The following is a 17,009-nucleotide window of genomic DNA, read 5'->3' on the forward strand; positions in this document are numbered from 1 at the left end:
GCCTCGCGCTGCTCGGGGGGCGTACCGGCCGTCTTCTGGCCGGGGCGGCAGGGGGAGTGTGCGGCCCGTCGGGGCCTGGTCGCGCGCCCCGGCGGAGCCGCTGATGTCACAGCCCCGCGTCCCTGTCCGGGTGTGGTGGCCGCCGGTCGTGTGTGGCCGCGGCTGTGGTGGGTCGCTCTGCGCGGTGGTCTCAGCCGGGATCTGTCCGTTCAGGGGGCGTCTGCCGGAGCCGTGGGAATAGGTGTGGATGGGGTGTCGTTCTCCGGGCACGCGGTTATAGTTGAACCGTAAACAACCTGGAGGGTGAGCGACCATGCAGTTCGGGATCTTCAGCGTCGGTGATGTCACGCCGGACCCGACGACGGGCCGTACTCCGACCGAGCGCGAGCGGATCAAGGCCATGGTCGCGATCGCGCTGAAGGCCGAGGAGGTCGGGCTCGACGTCTTCGCGACCGGTGAGCACCACAACCCGCCGTTCGTGCCGTCGTCGCCGACCACCATGCTCGGCTACATAGCGGCGCAGACCGAGAGGCTGATCCTCTCCACCTCGACCACGCTGATCACCACCAACGACCCGGTGAAGATCGCCGAGGACTTCGCGATGCTCCAGCACCTGGCCGACGGGCGCGTCGACCTGATGATGGGCCGCGGGAACACCGGACCGGTCTACCCCTGGTTCGGCAAGGACATCCGCGAGGGCATCAACCTCGCCATCGAGAACTACGCCCTGCTGCGCCGGCTGTGGCGCGAGGACGTCGTGAACTGGGAGGGGAAGTTCCGTACGCCGCTCCAGGGGTTCACGTCCACGCCCCGGCCGCTGGACGGGGTGGCGCCGTTCGTCTGGCACGGGTCCATCCGGTCCCCGGAGATCGCCGAGCAGGCCGCCTACTACGGCGACGGGTTCTTCCACAACAACATCTTCTGGCCCGCCGACCACACGAAGCGGATGGTCGAGCTGTACCGGGCCCGGTACGCCCACTACGGGCACGGGACGGCGGAGCAGGCGATCGTGGGTCTCGGCGGCCAGGTGTTCATGCGGCGCAACTCCCAGGACGCCGTGAAGGAGTTCCGGCCGTACTTCGACGTCGCGCCGGTGTACGGGCACGGGCCGTCCCTGGAGGACTTCACCGACCAGACGCCGCTGACCGTCGGGTCTCCGGAGCAGGTCATCGAGAAGACGCTGAAGTTCCGCGAGTACGCCGGGGACTACCAGCGCCAGCTGTTCCTCCTGGACCACGCCGGACTGCCCCTGAAGACCGTCCTGGAGCAGCTCGACCTGCTCGGCGAGGAGGTCGTACCGGTGCTGCGCAAGGAGTTCGCGGCCCGGCGCCCGGCCGGCGTCCCGGAGGCTCCCACCCACGCGTCCCTGCTGGCCGCCGAGCGGAACAAGGCCGAGCAGAACAAGGAGGTCGTCGCATGAAGCTCGTCGTCGTGTCCGCGGGGCTGAGCGTCCCGTCGTCCACCCGGCTGCTCGGAGACCGGCTGGCCGCGGCCGTGGGCCGTGCCGCCGAGGTGGACGTCCAGGTCGTGGAGCTGCGGGAACTCGCCGTCGAGATCGCGCAGAACTTCACCAACGGCTTTCCGGGACGCGCCCTGGCCGCCGCGCAGGAGGCGGTGGCCAGGGCCGACGGACTGATCGTCGTGACTCCGGTGTTCTCGGCGTCGTACAGCGGACTGTTCAAGTCGTTCTTCGACGTGCTCGAGCCGGGGGCCCTGGAGGGCAGGCCGGTGCTGATCGCGGCGACCGGTGGCTCGGCACGGCATTCGCTGGTGCTGGAGCACGCGCTGCGGCCGCTCTTCGCCCACCTGAAGGCCGTCGTCGTGCCGACCGGGGTGTACGCCGCCTCGGAGGACTGGGGCGCCGAGGGGCTGGACGGGCGGATCGAGCGGGCGGCGCGGGAGCTCGCGGGGCTGATGGGCGGGCTGTCGGCGGTCCGCGGGACCCCGCGCCGGGCCCCGGCCGCGGACGGTTTCGTGGACGTGGTGCCCTTCGAGGAGCAGCTCGCCGCGTTGCGTCCGACGGGGTGAGAGGCCAGTAAGAAGGGCCCCGGTGAGCTGCTCATCACGTCGTACGACTCGGCGGGCACGGCACACTGAGGACGTGTCCCACAACGTGCTGCTCGCCGAAGACGACCGCGCCATCCGTCACGCCCTGGAGCGCGCCCTGACCCTGGAGGGCTATCGGGTCACCGCGGTCGCCGACGGCGTCGAGGCGCTGGCGCAGGCCCACCGGACGCCGCCGGACGTGCTCGTCCTCGACGTGATGATGCCCGGGATCGACGGGCTCCAGGTCTGCCGGGTGCTGCGCGCCGAGGGCGACCGTACGCCGATCCTCATGCTGACGGCGCTCGTGGAGACGCAGGACCGGATCGCCGGCCTGGACGCGGGCGCAGACGACTACGTGGTCAAGCCCTTCGACGTCGAGGAGGTCTTCGCCCGGCTGCGGGCCCTGCTGCGGCGGACCAGCCCCGAGGGGATGGCCCCCGCGGCGGTCGCGGTGCCGAGGGCTCCCGCGCCCGAGCTGCCCGAGGGGCGGATCGAGGCGGCCGGGCTGCGCATGGACATCCAGGCGCGGCGGGCCTGGCGGGGGACGCGCGAGCTGGAGCTGACCCGTACCGAGTTCGAGCTGCTGGAACTGCTCGTGCGGAACGCCGGCATCGTGCTTGATCATTCGACTATCTACGATCGCATCTGGGGCTACGACTTCGGGCCCGGCTCCAAGAACCTCGCCGTCTACGTCGGCTATCTGCGCCGCAAGCTCGACGAGCCCGGCGCTCCGCAGCTGATCCACACGGTGCGTGGCGTGGGTTACGTGCTCCGGGAGGACTGAGTGGGGCGGCTGGCTCGGCTGTGGGCCCGGCCGCGGCCCCGGCTGCTGTCCCTGCGGACCACGTTCGCGGTGTCCTTCGCCGCGGTGACGGCCGCGGTGACCGTGCTCGTCGGCGTGCTGTCCTACAGCGCCGCCGCGCGGCTGGTGCGGGTGGACCAGGAGTCGGTGTTCGACCAGGTCGTGCAGGATCTGCGGGACGAGGTGAGCCAGCACCGGATGGCGCCGGAGGACTTCTCGTCCTCGGCGCCGGGGCATGACCTGGTGCGGCCGGCCCGTACGGATGTGCAGGTGCTGGGGCCCACCGGGGCGGTCGCCGATCCCGGGCGTCCCGGGCTGCCGGTGGTCTCCGGGGACCGGCGGATCGCGGCCGCCGGGGCGGCCGGGCGGATGGCCCTGCACAGGGAGGTCTCGGTCGGCAGCGACGTGTACCGGATCGCCACCGTCTCGCTGGGCGGCGGGCGGGGCGCCGTGCAGGTCGCGCAGGAGTTCAGTGACACCGAGGACCTGCTGCGGGCGCTGCAGCAGCGGACGTTTCTGCTCATGCTGGCGGTCGTGGTGGGCGCCGGGCTGTTCGGGTGGTGGCTGGCCCGGCGGATCACCCGGCGGCTGGTGATCCTCACGGCCGCCGCGGAGGACGTGGCGCGGACCCGGCGGCTGGGGATCGAGGTGCCGGTCACCGGGTACGACGAGGTGGGGCGGCTGGGGCGGGCCTTCGACCGGATGCTGGGGCGGCTCGCGCAGTCCGAGGAGGACCAGCGGCGGCTGGTCCAGGACGCGGGGCACGAGCTGCGCACCCCGCTCACGTCGTTGCGTACGAACATCTCGCTGCTGCGGCGGATCGATGAGCTGCCGCCGGCGACGCGGGAGGAACTGGTCGCCGATCTCACGCAGGAGGCACGGGAGTTGACCGATCTGGTCAACGAGCTGGTCGACCTCGCGGCGGGGCAGGCGGACAACGAGCCGCCGCAGCGGGTGGATCTCGCCGATGTCGCGGAGGAGGTGGCGGGGGCGGCCCGGCGGCGGATCGGGCGGGAGGTCGTGGTGCACGCGAGCGGGTCCACGGTGACGGACGGGCGGCCGGGGATGCTGCAGCGGGCGGTGTCGAACCTGGTCGAGAACGCGGCGAAGTTCGACCGGGACGGTACCGCTGCGATCGAGATCTCGGTGTCGGGGTTGTCGGCGGCCGGGCCGGTGCGGGTGGAGGTGCTGGACCGGGGGCCGGGGATCGCCGAGGTCGATCTCGTGCGGGTGTTCGACCGGTTCTACCGGGCGGCGGACGCGCGGTCGTTGCCGGGGTCGGGGCTGGGGTTGTCGATCGTGCGGGAGGTTGCGCTGTCGCACGGGGGGGCGCCGTTCGCGTTTCCCCGGGAGGGGGGTGGGACGGTGATCGGGTTCACGGTGGGTGGGGACGCCTCCGGCGGTTGAGCGGGTTCGGTTGCTGGGCGGGTGCGGGTGCGGGTGCGGGTGCGGGTTCGGGTTCGGGTTAGGTGGGGGCGGGCGTTTTGCGCAGTTCCCCGCGCCCCTGGGTGCCTGCGGCGCAGCTGCGGCCCCGGTGGGGGCTTGTGTAGCGCGTGCTGTGTGTGGGTGGGGCGGTGCCAGGGTGGGGGGTGTCCGTCCTCGGTCCGGCGGCTCGGTCCCCTGGGCAGCACCCTGTAACGGACGCCGGCCGCTGCGGGCGGACACCCCCCACCCCGTCCCCTTCTCGCCGTACGCGGCTTGCGGCCCATCGTGGCGCAGGTGACTGCAACCCCTTAGGGGCGCGGGGAACTGCGCGACCAGCCCCCACCGGGTCGCACTCGCTCGACGACCTCGAACCCTGCCCTAGTTGTGCAGCGGGATTGTCTGCAGCGTCGCTCGGGCCGCCTCCAGTGCCGGGTGGGTCTGGTCGGCGACCCGGTGGAAGGTTTCCTGGGCGGGGCGGGCCGGCCAGGCCGGGGGGAGGTGGCGGGCCGGGAGTCTCGGGTCCGTGCGGATGGTGCGGAGCCAGTCGCTGACCAGGCGCAGGCGGGTGCCGATCGGGTCGTCGTCGGTGCCGTTGACGAGGTGGGCGGTCCAGCGTTTGTCGAAGGTGACGTAGCGGGCGGCGATGGACTCCAGGTCCCAGGTGTCGCGGATCATCTGCTCGATGTCGGTCACCTCGGCGGCCTGGGCGTGGAAGATCTTGACGTGGGCCGTGAGACCGAGGTCGGTGACCACCGCCGAGACGTCGACGTGGCCGGGGGCGATCCACAGGCCGCTGTAGAGGGCGCCGAAACCTGACCAGGTGAGGCGTGAGCGCAGGTCGTGGCGCTGGCGTTTCCAGGAGTCGGGCAGGGAGAAGGCGAGCAGGGTCCAGGAGCCGTCCCAGTCGTCGTTGACGGCGCCCTGCTTCCAGATGCGGGTGCGGCCGTCGATCAGGACGCGGGTGGCCTGCGGGGTCAGGCCGAAGAACATCTTGCGGCCCTCGCGCTGGCGCTGGAGGAGGCCCCGGTTGACCATGCGGGTGAGGGTGGAGCGTACGGCCTGTTCGCCCACGCCCACGCGGCCCAGGACGTCGATGATGCTGCCCGAGTAGACGCCCAGGTCCCCCTCCTCCAGGACATGGTTGCCGAAGAAGGTGAGCATGAGGGACTGCGGGCGCGGCTGCGGCCCCTCCGCGGTGTCCAGGATGTCGTCGTCCTCCACGGGGGCAAGGGTACGGCCGCCCGCCGACTGTGCGGCAGGCGGTCGTACGAGGTCACCGGCGGTCGGCGGGGTGGGCAAGGTCGTAGGGGCGCAGGTAGGGGGTGGGGTGGTACCGGACGTAGCGGGCGGGGGTGGTGGGGTCGGCCGCGGTGGCGCGGGCGTTGAGGGACGCCGGGTCGGTGCCGTGCCAGCTGCCGGTGGTCAGGCGGTCCTCCAGGGTGTGGAGGGCGGCCAGTTGTTCGGCGGGGCTGAAGGTGCAGTGGCCGGCGTTGTCGACGTAGGCCTGGCGGAGGAGGGGGGCGGAGCCGGCGGCCGTCACCGCGCGGCGCAGGGCGCTCTCCGTCTGGACGGGGACCAGGGGGTCGCCGATGGTGTGGATGGAGAGCTGGGGCTTGACCAGCTTGCCGGTGAAGCTGCTGGTGGTGCTCGTCCAGGCGACGGCGGCGGGGTCGGCGGTGATGCGCGGGGCCCGGTTGAGGGCGGCGAGGTCCTTGGTCAGGGAGAGGCCCGCCTTGCTGTACAGCTCGGTGACCTCCTGGCGGACGGAGGACTGGGCGAGCAGCCGCCTGTAGTCGACGCCGGTGTTCCAGGACATGTTGCCGCCCGCGCGCACCTCCGCCTCCTGGCGGCGGTTGAAGGCGGCGATCTTCAGCAGCCCCTTGACGGCGTCGTACTGGTTGGCCTGCTGGGCGTCCCAGTCGGTCGCGGCGGGGCGGGTCTGGGTGGGCGCGTTCCACACCGGGATGTTGTGCAGGGCCGCGGCGAGGGCGATACGGGCCCGGCCCTCGGCCGTGGACTGGGCGGAGTCGACCTTGGCGGTGAGGGTGTTCGCCGCGTCGGTGGCGGCCTGCTGGCTCGGGAGGTTCACCAGGGGGACGCCGGAGCCCAGGAGCGTCCTGAGGGCGAACACCGGGTCGAGGGTGTTGTTCCAGTTGGCGACTCCGCCGTGGACCAGGCCGCACATGGAGAGCGAGCCGTCGATCGCGTCCGGGTGGCGCTCGGCTATCGCCGTGGTGACCAGGCCGCCGTACGACCGTCCCCAGGCGAGGGTGCGGGTGGCCTGCCCGAAGCGGGTGGTGAAGGCCTTCAGGGTGGCCAGCTGGTCGGGGACCGCGTCGGTGACCGCCCAGCCGGTGGACGCGTACGAGGAGCCGATGAGGGCGTAACCCTGCTGGAGGAGAAGGGGCTTGGTGGCCGCGTCCGGGGCGTCCTGGGCGGGGTTGGCGGGGCCCGCGTTGTAGCCGTGGCTGAACAGGAGGACGGTGCCGTTCCAGTTGGTGGGGACGTCCATCATGTACGTGGCGCTGGAGGGGAGTTGGCCGTCCACGTGGGTGGTGGTGTCGGTGGTGGCCGTCGCCGCCGGGGCGGTGGTGAGGGTGAGCAGGAGGGCTGCGGTGCAGGCGATGCGGGTGCCGTGCCTCATGCGGTGATCTCCTCCGTGTGGGGGGTGGTGGGGAGTTCGGGGGTGGGTTCGTCGCCGAGCGCGGTACGGCTGGTCTCGCGGACGAACCACACCGTCAGCGCGGTGATGAGGGAGCCGCCGCACAGCAGGAGGGCGACGGGGGTGCCGTTGCCGCTGCTCGCGACCAGGCTCCCGGCGATCATCGGGGAGAAGCCGGCGCCGACCAGGGTGGCGCCCTGGTAGCCGAGGGAGGCGCCGGTGTAGCGGACCTTGGTGCCGAACATCTCGCTGAACAGGGCGCCGAGGGGCCCGTACATCAGCGACTGGGAGATGCCGTGGCCGATGACCACGGCCAGGATCAGGGCTCCCGACGACTTGGAGTCGACCAGGGCGAGGACGGGGAAGGCGGTCGCGGCGGACAGGATCGCGCCGGTGAGGACGACCGGGCGGCGGCCGATCCGGTCGGAGAGCGCGGAGCCCAAGGGCAGCACGACCAGGGCGACCGCGGCGGAGACGGTGAGCGCGGTGAGCACCTGCGGGCGGGGGTAGCCGATGCCGGTGGCGTACGCGATCAGGTAACTGGTCAGCAGGGACTGGGCGGTGAAGGCGCCGATGCCGACGCAGCAGGCCAGCAGTACGGGCTTCGGGCGGCGCAGGACGTCGAGGACGGGGAGTTTCGACTCGGCGCGGTCCTTCTTCACCTCGGCGAACAGGGGGCTCTCGACCACCTTGAGGCGGACGAACAGGCCGACGCCGAGCAGCAGGAAGCTCAGCAGGAACGGCACGCGCCAGCCCCAGGCCGCGAACTGGTCCTTGGGGAGGGTGGAGACCAGGGCGACCACGGCGGCGGAGATCAGGGAGCCGAGCGGGGCTCCCATCTGGGTGGCGCTCGACCACAGGCCGCGGCGGCGCTCGCCCGCGTGCTCCACGACCATCAGGGTCGCGCCGCCCCACTCACCGCCGATGGCGATGCCCTGGACCACGCGCAGGGTGATCAGCAGGACCGGCGCCCAGACGCCGATGGTGTCGTACGTGGGCAGCAGGCCGATGAGGAAGCTGGCGCCGCCCATCAGACTCATGGTGAGCAGCAGCATGTTCTTGCGGCCGAGGCGGTCGCCGAAGTGGCCGAAGACGACGCCGCCGATCGGGCGGGCCACGTATCCGGCGGCGAAGGTGCCGAACGCGGCGATCGTGCCCACGGCCGGGTCGGCGCCGGGGAAGAACAGTTCGCCGAAGGCGAGGGCTGCGACGGTGCCGTAGACGAGGAAGTCGTAGAACTCGACGGCGGTGCCGAGCAGGCCGGAGAGGGCGACTCGGCGCAGTTGGCGGGTGCGTTCTGATGCGGTGGGGGACGGGGGCATCGCGGGCTCCCTTGAGCGGGGGAAGGACACCGTGAAATTAGGCTGTCTGGTGACTGCCGTCAATAAAGTGCACAACATTAGCGGGGATGTGACGTGCATCACTGGAACCCGCTGATCCGTCCGGGCAGTTGAGTGCGTGACCACAGATATGCGAACCCGGATACGGGCCGGGGATCCGGACGCCTTCGCGGAGCTCTACGACGAGTGCGCCCGCTCGGTGTACAACCACGCCTTCCGGCTGACCGCCGACTGGTCCGTGGCCGAGGACGTCATGGCGGCGACGTTCATGGAGGCCTGGCGGCGCCGGGCGTCGGTCGAGGCCGACGGGGGCTCGCTGCGGCCGTGGCTGCTCGGCATCGCCACGAACGTCGCCCGGTCCCACTACCGCAGCAACCGCCGCTACCGGGCCGCGGCCGGCGCGGTGGCCGCGGCGGGGCCGGCGAAGGCCGCCGACCATGCCGAGGAGACCGCCGGGCGGGTGGACGACCGGCGCCGGATCGCCGCCACACTGACCGCGCTCGCCTCCCTGAGACGCCCCGAACGCGAGGTCCTGGTGCTGTGTCTGTGGGAGGGGCTGGAATACGCCGACGCCGCCCGCGCCCTCGGCATCCCCGTCGGCACCGTCCGCTCCCGGCTGTCCCGGGCGCGCGGCAGGCTGCGCAAGCTCGCCGAGGTCGAACTGGCCCAACCGGCACGAAAAAACAGGGAACTCACCCGAACAAACCGGCAGACAACAGGTGATCGCGACTACGTGATCCGGTCCGCACAGGAAGGAAACCGATGAACGCCAGCCCCGCCCAGCCGCACCCGGCCGAGTGGACGGAGACCCAGGGTCTTCTGCCCTCCGTGGAGCGGGATCTGCCGGCGGGCCGTCACCAGTTCCACAAGGAGCAGATGATGGTCCAGATCCGCGAAGACCTCCGCACCACCGCTGTCGTCCCCGTACGCCGCAACCCGTTCCTGCGCCGGGCGGTCCTGATGCCCGCGCTGGCCTGCGCCCTGGCCGGCGCGGTCGTGGGCGGCCTCGCCCTGACCGGCGGCGGTGACGCGAACTCCTCCCTGGCCACCGGGCCCGCCCTGACGACCCGGATCGGCGCCGTCGACGCCCAGGGCGCCGACCGCCTGCTCGACCACATCTCCCTGGCCGCCGCCGACACCACCGAACCCACGGTGCGCGACGACCAGTTCCTCTACATCGCCTCCAAGGTCGCGAACACCTACCCGAAGGCGGTCGACGACAAGACCACGGTGGTCAGTGAGAAGCTGCACTCCCGCCAGGTCTGGGAGTCCCCCGACGGCAGGAACGGCTGGCTGATCGAGCCGGGCAACACGAGCGAGGACGGCACCACCCTGGCCGGACCGAACCCGCTCAGCTCGGCCTACCACCGGCTCGCCCAACTGCCCACCGAACCCCGGGCCCTGCTGCGGAAGATCTACCAGGAGTCGGACGCCGTCCGGGATCCCGAAGTCCCCCGCGACCAGGCCGCGTTCGTCGCCATCGGCGACCTGCTGACCGAGAGCTACCCGCCCGCCCGCCTCACCGCCGCGCTCTACAAGGCCGCCGCCGAGATCCCCGGCGTCGTCGCCGTGGACGACGCCGTCGACGCGGTGGGGCGCCACGGGGTCGCGATCGCGCGGCTCGACGAGCAGAACGGGGAGCGCACCGAGTGGATCTTCGACAAGAAGACGTACGCGTTCCTCGGTGAGCGCGCTGTGCAGGTCGAGCCGAGCGAGACCTTCAAGAAGGGGACCGTGACGTTCACCATCGCCATCACTCAGCGGGCGGTCGTGAACGAGATGAAGGAGGTGCCGGGGCAGGCGGACTGACGGGTCAGGCCCGCTGCAACCGGGGGGCGGGCCGCTCGCCCGAGCCGCGCACGATCAGCCGGGTCGGCACGGTGATGGTCCGGGCCCGGCCGCGGTCGCCGTCGAGGCGGGACAGTGCCGTGGTCGCCGCCGTTCTGCCGATCTCCTCGGGGGCCTGGGCGACGACGGTCAGGGCGGGTTCGAGCGCCTCGGCGAGCGGGACGTCGTCGAAGGAGACCACGGCGACGTCCTTGCGTCGGCTGCGGGCGAGTTCGGCCACTATCCCCAGGGCGACGATGTTGTTGCCGGCGAACAGGGCCGTGGGCGGATCGGCCAGGCCCAGGAGCCGGGAGGTCGCGGCCGAAGCCCCTTGCTGGTCATGGGCGTTGGTGACCAGGGAACGGTCGTACGGCAGGCCGGCCCGCTCGAGGGCCTCGCGGTACCCGGCCAGGCGCTCACGGCGGGTGTAGAGCTTGACCGGCAGGTCACCGACGAAGCCGATGCGCCGGTGGCCGTGGGCGATGAGGTGGGCGACACCGTCGTGGGCGCCGGTGCGGTTGGAGCTGACGACGCTGTCGGCGGCCAGGCCCGCTCCGGGACGGTCGACGAACACGACGGGCAGCCCTGTGGCGCGGTGGGTCTTGAGGTGGGAGTGGTCGGCGCCGACGGACGGCACGACCAGCAGGATGCTGACGCGGCGGGCGAGGAACTTGTCCGTCAGGGCGCGTTCCTGGTCCGGGTTTTCCGCCGAGGAGCCCATGAGCAGGGTCAGTCCGCGGTCGCGGACCGTGTCCTCGATACTGCGGGCCACCGCTCCGAAGAACGGGTTGCCGAGGTCGGGGACGACCAGACCGATGGTGGTGTCGGGCCCGCCGACGCGGATGTTGCGCGCCATGAGGTTCGGCTGGAAGCCGAGCTTGGCCACGGCGGCCAGCACCTGTTCCCTGGTCTCGGCCGACGCGGGTCCGTCCTCGTTGAGAACGCGGGAGACCGTCTTGGCGCTGACGCCCACTTCGCGGGCGACGTCGGCCAGGGTCGGGCGGCGGTTCGCTGCCATGGAGGAAACCGTCTCCTGTGCTCGTCGGTTCCGGCCGCGGCCTCGGCCGGATGCCGTCGAGTGATGAGTGGTGGTCAGGTGGCCTGGACGCCCGCGGCCTTCGCGGCCGCGGAATCCGCTACGACAGTATCTCCGGCCTCGTCGACGGTGAGCGCGCCGGTCATGATGGCGACGACCTCCGCCATGGAGTAGTCGGACGGCTTGATCAGGGCGGCCCGCCGGCCCAGCCGGTGCACGTGGATCCGGTCGGCGATCTCGAAGACGTGCGGCATGTTGTGGCTGATCAGGACGACCGGCATGCCCTTGTCCCGGACCCGCCGGATGAGGTCGAGGACCTGTCCGGACTCCTTGACGCCGAGCGCTGCGGTGGGTTCGTCCATGACGACGACACTGCGGGCCCAGGCGACGGAACGGGCGACCGCCACGGCCTGCCGCTGGCCCCCGGAGAGGGTCTCGACCGACTGGGTCAGCGAGCGCAGTCCGATCTTCAGGTCCGCCATGTGCTCGGCGGCCTCCTGGCGCATGCGCTTCTTGTCGAGCATCCGGAAGACACTGCCGAGGACCCCGGGCCGGCGCAGCTCGCGGCCGAGGAACACGTTCGAGGCGATGTCCATCGAGGCGGCCACCGCCAGGTCCTGATAGACCGTCTCGATGCCGTGGGCGCGGGCACTCTGCGGTCCGGAGAACTGGATCGGCTCGCCGTTGAGGCGGATCTCGCCCGCGTCTGGCGTCACCGCACCGGTGAGTGCCTTGATGAGGCTGGTCTTTCCGGCGCCGTTGTCGCCGATCACGGCGAGCACCTCGCCGGGCAGCAGGTCGAAGTCGGCGCCGTCGATGGCGGTGACCTGGCCGTAGCGCTTGACGAGACCGCGGGCCTGAAGGATCGGGGTGGGGGAGTCGAGGGCGGTCATCGGGCCTTCTTCCGGGAGATCTGGTCGACGGTCACCGCGAGGATGACCAGGACTCCGGTGATCAGGGTCTGGTAGATCGAGGCGACGCCCATCAGCTGGAGCCCGTTGCGGAAGACCCCGACGATCAGGACGCCGATGAAGGTGCCGAGGACCGAACCGCGGCCTCCGAAGAGGCTGGTGCCGCCGAGGACCACGGCCGTGATGCTGTCGAGGTTGTCGGTCTGTCCGGCCTGCGGGTCGCCGACTCCGGTGCGGGAGATGAGGAGCAGGGCGGCGACGCCGTAGAGGAGACCGGCGACGGTGTAGACGCCGATGGTCAGGCGGGAGGTGCGGATGCCGTTCAGCCGCGCGGCTTCCGGGCTGTTGCCCAGGGCGTAGACGTGCCGGCCCCAGCCCGTGCTGCTCAGCGCGTAGGCGAGCAGGAGGAACAGGGCGATGGTGACGAGGGAGCCGTAGGTGATGTCCGTGTGGCCCATCGGGAAGGTCTGCCCCAGGGCCGTCAGCGGGCCGGGCAGGTTGGTGACCGTCTGCTCCTCGGAGTAGATGTGGGTCAGCGCGAACGCCACGTTGAGCATGCCGAGCGTGACGATGAACGGCGGCAGCGGGATCTTCTGCACCAGCAGCCCGTTCACCAGACCGAAGCCGCCGCAGACGACCAGGCCCAGCGCGATGGCGAGCAGTGGGGGCAGTGAGCCCTCGGCGGCCATCTTGGCGATCACGATGCTGCCGAACGCCATCACCGCGCCGCACGACAGGTCGATGCCCGCGGTGAGGATGATCAGGGTCTGGCCGATGGCGAGGGTGCCGACGACCATGACCTGCTGCACGATCAGCGAGAAGTTCCCGCCGGTGAGGAACTGGTCGGAGGAGACGGCGAAGAAGACACAGGCGATAAGGAGGGCGACGAGCGGGCCGGTGGTCGGTGCCGTGAGCAGCCTGCGGGCCGCGGTCGGCGCTTTGAGCTCGGCGTACGGCGAGGAGGTGCTCGGAGGCGTGGACGTGGCGGTCATGCGAAGTCCTTGTCGGAAGACAGAAGTCCTGGTGGGACACGGGGGCGGCCGTCCCCGGGTCGGGGAGGTGCGGGGCCGGCCGCCCCGCTTAGGCCCGACAGGGCCTGGGGGAGAGGCGAAGTCGTGCGTCCGCTGGAGCCGGACTCAGCCCCAGCAGTTCTCCAGGCCGAAGGCGGTGTCCTTGGACGCCACGCCCGTCTGGGCCTTGTCGGTGATCAGGGTGACGCCGGTGTCGGTGTAACCGGACGCCTTCTTGCCGCCCTTGGCGTACGTCACGACGGCGTTGACGCCCTCGGCGGCCATCTTCAGCGGGTACTGCTGCGACGTGGCCGCGATCTTGCCGTCCTTGACGGCCTGGGTGCCGGTGCAGCCGCCGTCGACGGAGACGATCAGGACGTCCTTCTCCCGGCCCTTGGCCTTCAGCGCGGTGTACGCGCCCAGCGCGGCCGGCTCGTTGATGGTGTAGACGAGGTTGATGCCGGGTTCCTTCTGGAGGCAGTTCTCCATCGCCGTCTGGCCCTTGGCCTGGTCGCCGCCCGTGTCCTGGGCGCAGGCCACGTCCTTCTCGGTGGCGCCGAAGCCCTTGAGGAACCCGTTGTGCCGCTGGACGCCGACGGAGACGCCGGGCGCGAGGTCGAGGGCGGCGATCTTCGCCGTCTTGCCCTTCATCGCGGCCTTGGCGTACTCGCCGATCAGCTCGCCGGCCTTGAGGTTGTCGGTGGCGAAGAGGGCGTCGACCGCGCTCTCCGGCTCGGTCGGCGTGTCCAGGGCGATGACCAGCACGCCCTTGGCCTTGGCCTTCGCTATCGCGGGCACGATCGCCTTGGAGTCGCTCGGGGTGATCAGGATGCCCTTCACCCCGGCGGCGACCATGTTCTCGATGGCGGTGACCTGACCGGCGTTGTCTCCGTCGAACTTGCCCGCCGCGGTCATGAGCTGGACGCCGTCCTTCTTGGCGGCCTTCTCCGCGCCCTCCTTCATCTTCACGAAGAACGGGTTGGTGTCGGTCTTGGTGATCAGCCCGACCTTCACCGTGCCCGATCCGGAGCTCGTGGAGCCCGATCCGGATCCGGAACCGCAGGCCGTCAGGGCGAGGGCCGCGACCGACGTACACGCGGCGACTCTGAGCAGGGAGGAAGGCAGTCGGGGGATGCGAGACATGAACGACTCCAGCGGGATTGCGGACGAGCGGCGGCATCGGGGCATGCCGTCCCGAGGTGTCATCGTTGACTTATGTCATCGTTGACACTGCCGAGGATGATGACCCCGTCTCCCGGCAACGTCAATGCCCCGCGCCCGTCACAAGTCCGCAACGATGGCGGTGGCCGCCCGCTTCGTGCCCGAACCGTTGACGAGGCGACCGCACTGCGCCCATCATGCAGACCCGAATGTCATCGATGACACAAGTCGGCGATGACACCCCGGTACCTCGGCTCCCACCACGACGAACAAGGACACGCACCCGTGAAGAAGACCCTGCTCGCCGAGTTCACCGCCCGTGAGGGAGCGCAGGACGAGGTCGCCCGCATGATCACGGAGTACGCCGGCAAGGTGCGTGCGGAGGAGGGCAACCTCGCCTTCGACGTCTACACCAAGGCCTCGCACCCACGCGCCTTCTGGATCTTCGAGGTGTACCGGGACGAGGACGCCTTCCAGGCGCACCTGAACGCCCCGTACGGCGGCCCCTTCAACGCCGCGCTCACCCCGCTGATCGAGGAGCCCGCCTCCGTGCTGACGTTCCTCGACCCGGTGGCCTGACCGGGTCTACCGTCTCAGTACAACCTCCCGGGAGGAGTACGTGAGCGGCAACGCGACAGGCGATACACCCGCCGCCCCCCTCACCGTCCGGCCACTGGACACGGACACCTGGCCCGCGTTCGCCCGACTGGTCGAGGCGAACAACGGCGTGTGGGGCGGCTGCTGGTGCATGGGCTTCCATGTCAAGGTCGGGAAGGGGCGCACCCCCCAGCAGAACCGGGCCGAGAAGGAGCAGCGCGTCCGCGAGGGGCGGACCCACGCCGCGCTCGTCTTCGAAGGCGACGACTGCCTGGGCTGGTGCCAGTTCGGCTCGCCGACCGAGCTGCCGGAGATCAAGAGCAGGCGGACGTACGAAAAGGACCTCACGACGCTGCCGGACTGGCGCGTCACCTGCTTCTTCACCGGAAAGGGTCTGCGCGGGCGCGGCGTCGCTCACGCCGCTCTCGGCGGTGCGCTGGCCGAGATCGCCCATGAGGGCGGCGGCACGGTCGAGGGCTATCCCGAGGAGACCGACGACCGTTCGCTGTCGGGCTCGTTCCTGCACACCGGCCCGATGGCCGCCTTCGAGAACCACGGTTTCACCCGGACCCGGCCCATCTCGCCTCACCGCTGGGTCGTCACCCGGACCGTCGCTCCGGCCTGAGGTCGTCTTTGCCCGGCCGCCTGTCGGTCCAACAGGCTCTCGCCCTCCGGTCCTCACAGGGCACGGGAGGAACCCGCGTTCCGGCCGGGTCAGCCGGTCGCGTCCTCGCGGTCACGCCGTCCTGTGGGACCGGTGGTCCCCGTGGCGCTTCAACCGTGGTCGGCCGACAGCGTCCTCGGGCTCCAACGCCGGGTCGGTCCGGTGGCGTCCTCGCGATCCAGCTCTGGTCAACCGGTCGCGCTCCGGCGGTCCTGCCCGGGTGCGGCGGGCCGCCCGCCCCGGGCGAAGAGGTCGGCCAGGGGCAGGCTCGCCGCGCCGACCGTGACCGCGTCCGGGCCGAGTCTGCCGAGGTCGATGGAGACGCGTTCGGCGGGGTGGCGCAGGGCGTAGGCGTCGGTGTACCGGCGTAGGGCCGGCAGGAGGCGGGGGCCGAGCTGGAGGCCCGCCCAGCCGCCGATGAGGATGCGTTCGGGCTGGAAGAGGTTGACCAGGTCGGACAGGCCCGCGCCCACGTACTCGGCCGTCTCCTCCAGGACGGCGAGGGCAGCCGGGTCGGGCTCGGCGCCGTCGGCCGGGTCGGCGGCGGCGAGCAGCGCGGCCAGCGCGGTCTCCTCGTCGGTGTCCTCGGGCGGGTGGCCGCCCGCCTCGCGCCAGCGGTCGACGAGCGCCCCCGCTCCCGCGTACGCCTCCAGGCAGCCCAGCGCGCCGCAGCGGCAGCGGCGTCCCCTGACCCGCACGGTCACATGGCCCCACTCCAGGGGGCGGCCGTACTCCACCCCCTCGGTGACGAGACAGGCGCCGATGCCCGAGCCGAAGAGGACGACCACCGCGTTGTGGCAGCCCCGGCCGGCGCCGAACCACAGCTCGGCCTGGCCGAGCGTGCGGGCGCCGTTGTCGATGAAGTACGGCACGGAGTCAGGGAGTTCACAGGTCGAACGCAGCAGGGACTCCAGCGGGACAGCGTCCCAGCCCATCGTCTGGCCGTGCACCACCGCGCCCTGGCCGGGGGTGCGGGCCACGATGCCGGGGACGCCGATGCCCACGCCCAGCAGCTGTTCGGGGGTGATGTCCGTGTCGGCGAGGACCTCGGCGATGCCGTCGCGGATGTGGCCGACGACGACCTCGACGTCGTAGCCGTGATGTTCCAAAGGCCGTTCGGTGCGGGCGAGTTCGGTGAGGGTGAGGTCGAAGAGCTCTACGCGGACGCGGGTCTCGCCGACGTCCACGCCGATCATGTGGCCGCCGGTGGGGGCGACGCGCAGCAGGGTGCGGGGGCGGCCGCCGTCGGACTCGACCGTGCCGGCCTCCTCGACCAGGCCGTCCTCGACCAGTTCCGCGACCACGTTGCTGATGGAGCCGCCGCTCAGGCCGGTGGCGGGGGCCAGTTCGAAGCGGCTCATGGGGCCGTCGAAATACAACCGTTGCAGTACGGCGGTCCGATTGCCCCGTCGCAGGTCACGCACCGTCCGCCCGTTCCGCCCCGCCATGTGGATCCCTTCCGACGCCGCCTCGACCTGCAAGATACCGCTGCGCCGACTCTTGACGCGAGTTTCCTTCGCGTCTTAAA

Annotated in this window: 16 protein-coding genes; 8 read left to right on the forward strand and 8 right to left on the reverse strand. The window is 71.4% G+C overall.

Annotated elements, in window-relative coordinates:
- Nucleotides 1-313: 313 nt before the first annotated feature.
- The 4 genes from ACFVYN_RS35850 (at nucleotide 314) to ACFVYN_RS35865 (ending at nucleotide 4,255) form a co-directional block, all read left to right on the forward strand.
- Nucleotides 314-1,420: an LLM class flavin-dependent oxidoreductase gene (locus ACFVYN_RS35850; RefSeq protein ID WP_390006250.1), complete on the forward strand. Its 1,107-nt coding sequence runs from the start codon at nucleotides 314-316 to the stop codon at nucleotides 1,418-1,420.
- Nucleotides 1,417-2,028, forward strand: coding sequence for an FMN reductase (locus ACFVYN_RS35855; protein WP_390006252.1), 612 nt, complete (start codon nucleotides 1,417-1,419; stop codon nucleotides 2,026-2,028). Before ACFVYN_RS35850 ends, ACFVYN_RS35855 begins: the two co-directional genes overlap by 4 nt.
- A gap of 85 nt (nucleotides 2,029-2,113) precedes the next feature.
- Nucleotides 2,114-2,830 (forward strand): response regulator transcription factor, encoded by a 717-nt coding sequence (locus tag ACFVYN_RS35860; RefSeq protein WP_390006302.1) that lies wholly within the window; start codon nucleotides 2,114-2,116, stop codon nucleotides 2,828-2,830.
- Nucleotides 2,831-4,255 (forward strand): ATP-binding protein, encoded by a 1,425-nt coding sequence (locus ACFVYN_RS35865; protein ID WP_390006253.1) that lies wholly within the window; start codon nucleotides 2,831-2,833, stop codon nucleotides 4,253-4,255.
- Between the two features lie 396 nt (nucleotides 4,256-4,651).
- On the opposite strand, the gene ACFVYN_RS35870 is transcribed toward ACFVYN_RS35865, so the two are convergent.
- Genes ACFVYN_RS35870 through ACFVYN_RS35880 form a run of 3 tightly spaced genes read right to left on the reverse strand, consistent with a single transcriptional unit; the run spans nucleotide 4,652 to nucleotide 8,257 of the window.
- Entirely contained in the window at nucleotides 4,652-5,494 is an 843-nt protein-coding gene (locus tag ACFVYN_RS35870; protein ID WP_390006255.1) for a PaaX family transcriptional regulator C-terminal domain-containing protein, read from the reverse strand.
- A gap of 52 nt (nucleotides 5,495-5,546) precedes the next feature.
- Nucleotides 5,547-6,917 (reverse strand): alpha/beta hydrolase family protein, encoded by a 1,371-nt coding sequence (locus tag ACFVYN_RS35875; protein ID WP_390006256.1) that lies wholly within the window; start codon nucleotides 6,915-6,917, stop codon nucleotides 5,547-5,549.
- Entirely contained in the window at nucleotides 6,914-8,257 is a 1,344-nt protein-coding gene (locus tag ACFVYN_RS35880) for an MFS transporter (RefSeq protein ID WP_390006258.1), read from the reverse strand. The genes ACFVYN_RS35875 and ACFVYN_RS35880 overlap by 4 nt, the downstream gene beginning before the upstream one ends.
- 136 nt (nucleotides 8,258-8,393) lie before the next feature.
- On the opposite strand from ACFVYN_RS35880, the gene ACFVYN_RS35885 reads away from it, so the two are divergent.
- Nucleotides 8,394-9,041 carry an RNA polymerase sigma factor gene (locus tag ACFVYN_RS35885; protein WP_390006259.1) on the forward strand — a complete coding sequence of 216 codons (648 nt, stop codon included), beginning with the start codon at nucleotides 8,394-8,396 and terminating at the stop codon, nucleotides 9,039-9,041.
- Entirely contained in the window at nucleotides 9,038-10,084 is a 1,047-nt protein-coding gene (locus ACFVYN_RS35890; RefSeq protein WP_390006261.1) for a CU044_5270 family protein, read from the forward strand. The genes ACFVYN_RS35885 and ACFVYN_RS35890 overlap by 4 nt, the downstream gene beginning before the upstream one ends.
- A 4-nt stretch (nucleotides 10,085-10,088) precedes the next feature.
- Here the strand turns inward: ACFVYN_RS35890 and ACFVYN_RS35895 are convergent, their stop codons facing one another.
- From ACFVYN_RS35895 to ACFVYN_RS35910, 4 genes are all read right to left on the reverse strand, one after another.
- The gene (locus tag ACFVYN_RS35895) at nucleotides 10,089-11,120 is read right to left on the reverse strand and encodes a LacI family DNA-binding transcriptional regulator (RefSeq protein WP_390006263.1); all 1,032 of its coding nucleotides are present in this window, start codon (nucleotides 11,118-11,120) and stop codon (nucleotides 10,089-10,091) included.
- Nucleotides 11,121-11,194: 74 nt separating this feature from the next.
- A complete protein-coding gene (locus ACFVYN_RS35900) occupies nucleotides 11,195-12,031 on the reverse strand; it encodes an ATP-binding cassette domain-containing protein (protein ID WP_390006265.1) in 837 nt (278 codons plus the stop codon).
- On the reverse strand, nucleotides 12,028-13,041 hold the full coding sequence (locus ACFVYN_RS35905) for an ABC transporter permease (protein WP_390006266.1): 1,014 nt from the start codon (nucleotides 13,039-13,041) through the stop codon (nucleotides 12,028-12,030). Before ACFVYN_RS35905 ends, ACFVYN_RS35900 begins: the two co-directional genes overlap by 4 nt.
- Before the next feature lie 144 nt (nucleotides 13,042-13,185).
- Nucleotides 13,186-14,202 carry a sugar ABC transporter substrate-binding protein gene (locus tag ACFVYN_RS35910; RefSeq protein ID WP_390006268.1) on the reverse strand — a complete coding sequence of 339 codons (1,017 nt, stop codon included), beginning with the start codon at nucleotides 14,200-14,202 and terminating at the stop codon, nucleotides 13,186-13,188.
- Nucleotides 14,203-14,505: 303 nt separating this feature from the next.
- Between ACFVYN_RS35910 and ACFVYN_RS35915 the strand changes: the two genes are divergently transcribed.
- Together ACFVYN_RS35915 and ACFVYN_RS35920 are read left to right on the forward strand one after the other, a co-directional pair.
- On the forward strand, nucleotides 14,506-14,799 hold the full coding sequence (locus tag ACFVYN_RS35915) for a putative quinol monooxygenase (RefSeq protein WP_390006270.1): 294 nt from the start codon (nucleotides 14,506-14,508) through the stop codon (nucleotides 14,797-14,799).
- 40 nt (nucleotides 14,800-14,839) lie between these two features.
- The gene (locus ACFVYN_RS35920) at nucleotides 14,840-15,442 is read left to right on the forward strand and encodes a GNAT family N-acetyltransferase (protein ID WP_390006271.1); all 603 of its coding nucleotides are present in this window, start codon (nucleotides 14,840-14,842) and stop codon (nucleotides 15,440-15,442) included.
- A gap of 227 nt (nucleotides 15,443-15,669) precedes the next feature.
- Here the strand turns inward: ACFVYN_RS35920 and ACFVYN_RS35925 are convergent, their stop codons facing one another.
- The gene (locus ACFVYN_RS35925; RefSeq protein WP_390006273.1) at nucleotides 15,670-16,929 is read right to left on the reverse strand and encodes an ROK family protein; all 1,260 of its coding nucleotides are present in this window, start codon (nucleotides 16,927-16,929) and stop codon (nucleotides 15,670-15,672) included.
- Nucleotides 16,930-17,009 lie beyond the last annotated feature (80 nt).

This window comes from Streptomyces sp. NPDC058307 (genome assembly GCF_042880295.1).
Lineage (GTDB): Bacteria > Actinomycetota > Actinomycetes > Streptomycetales > Streptomycetaceae > Streptomyces.

Bases quoted from the DNA above. Each gene is read 5' to 3' on its own strand.
- ACFVYN_RS35910 (WP_390006268.1), bottom strand. From the start codon at position 14,202: ATGTCTCGCATCCCCCGACTGCCTTCCTCCCTGCTCAGAGTCGCCGCG.
- ACFVYN_RS35880 (WP_390006258.1), bottom strand. From the start codon at position 8,257: ATGCCCCCGTCCCCCACCGCATCAGAACGCACCCGCCAACTGCGCCGA.
- ACFVYN_RS35875 (WP_390006256.1), bottom strand. From the start codon at position 6,917: ATGAGGCACGGCACCCGCATCGCCTGCACCGCAGCCCTCCTGCTCACC.
- ACFVYN_RS35850 (WP_390006250.1), top strand. From the start codon at position 314: ATGCAGTTCGGGATCTTCAGCGTCGGTGATGTCACGCCGGACCCGACG.
- ACFVYN_RS35855 (WP_390006252.1), top strand. From the start codon at position 1,417: ATGAAGCTCGTCGTCGTGTCCGCGGGGCTGAGCGTCCCGTCGTCCACC.
- ACFVYN_RS35895 (WP_390006263.1), bottom strand. From the start codon at position 11,120: ATGGCAGCGAACCGCCGCCCGACCCTGGCCGACGTCGCCCGCGAAGTG.
- ACFVYN_RS35925 (WP_390006273.1), bottom strand. From the start codon at position 16,929: ATGGCGGGGCGGAACGGGCGGACGGTGCGTGACCTGCGACGGGGCAAT.
- ACFVYN_RS35900 (WP_390006265.1), bottom strand. From the start codon at position 12,031: ATGACCGCCCTCGACTCCCCCACCCCGATCCTTCAGGCCCGCGGTCTC.
- ACFVYN_RS35890 (WP_390006261.1), top strand. From the start codon at position 9,038: ATGAACGCCAGCCCCGCCCAGCCGCACCCGGCCGAGTGGACGGAGACC.
- ACFVYN_RS35905 (WP_390006266.1), bottom strand. From the start codon at position 13,041: ATGACCGCCACGTCCACGCCTCCGAGCACCTCCTCGCCGTACGCCGAG.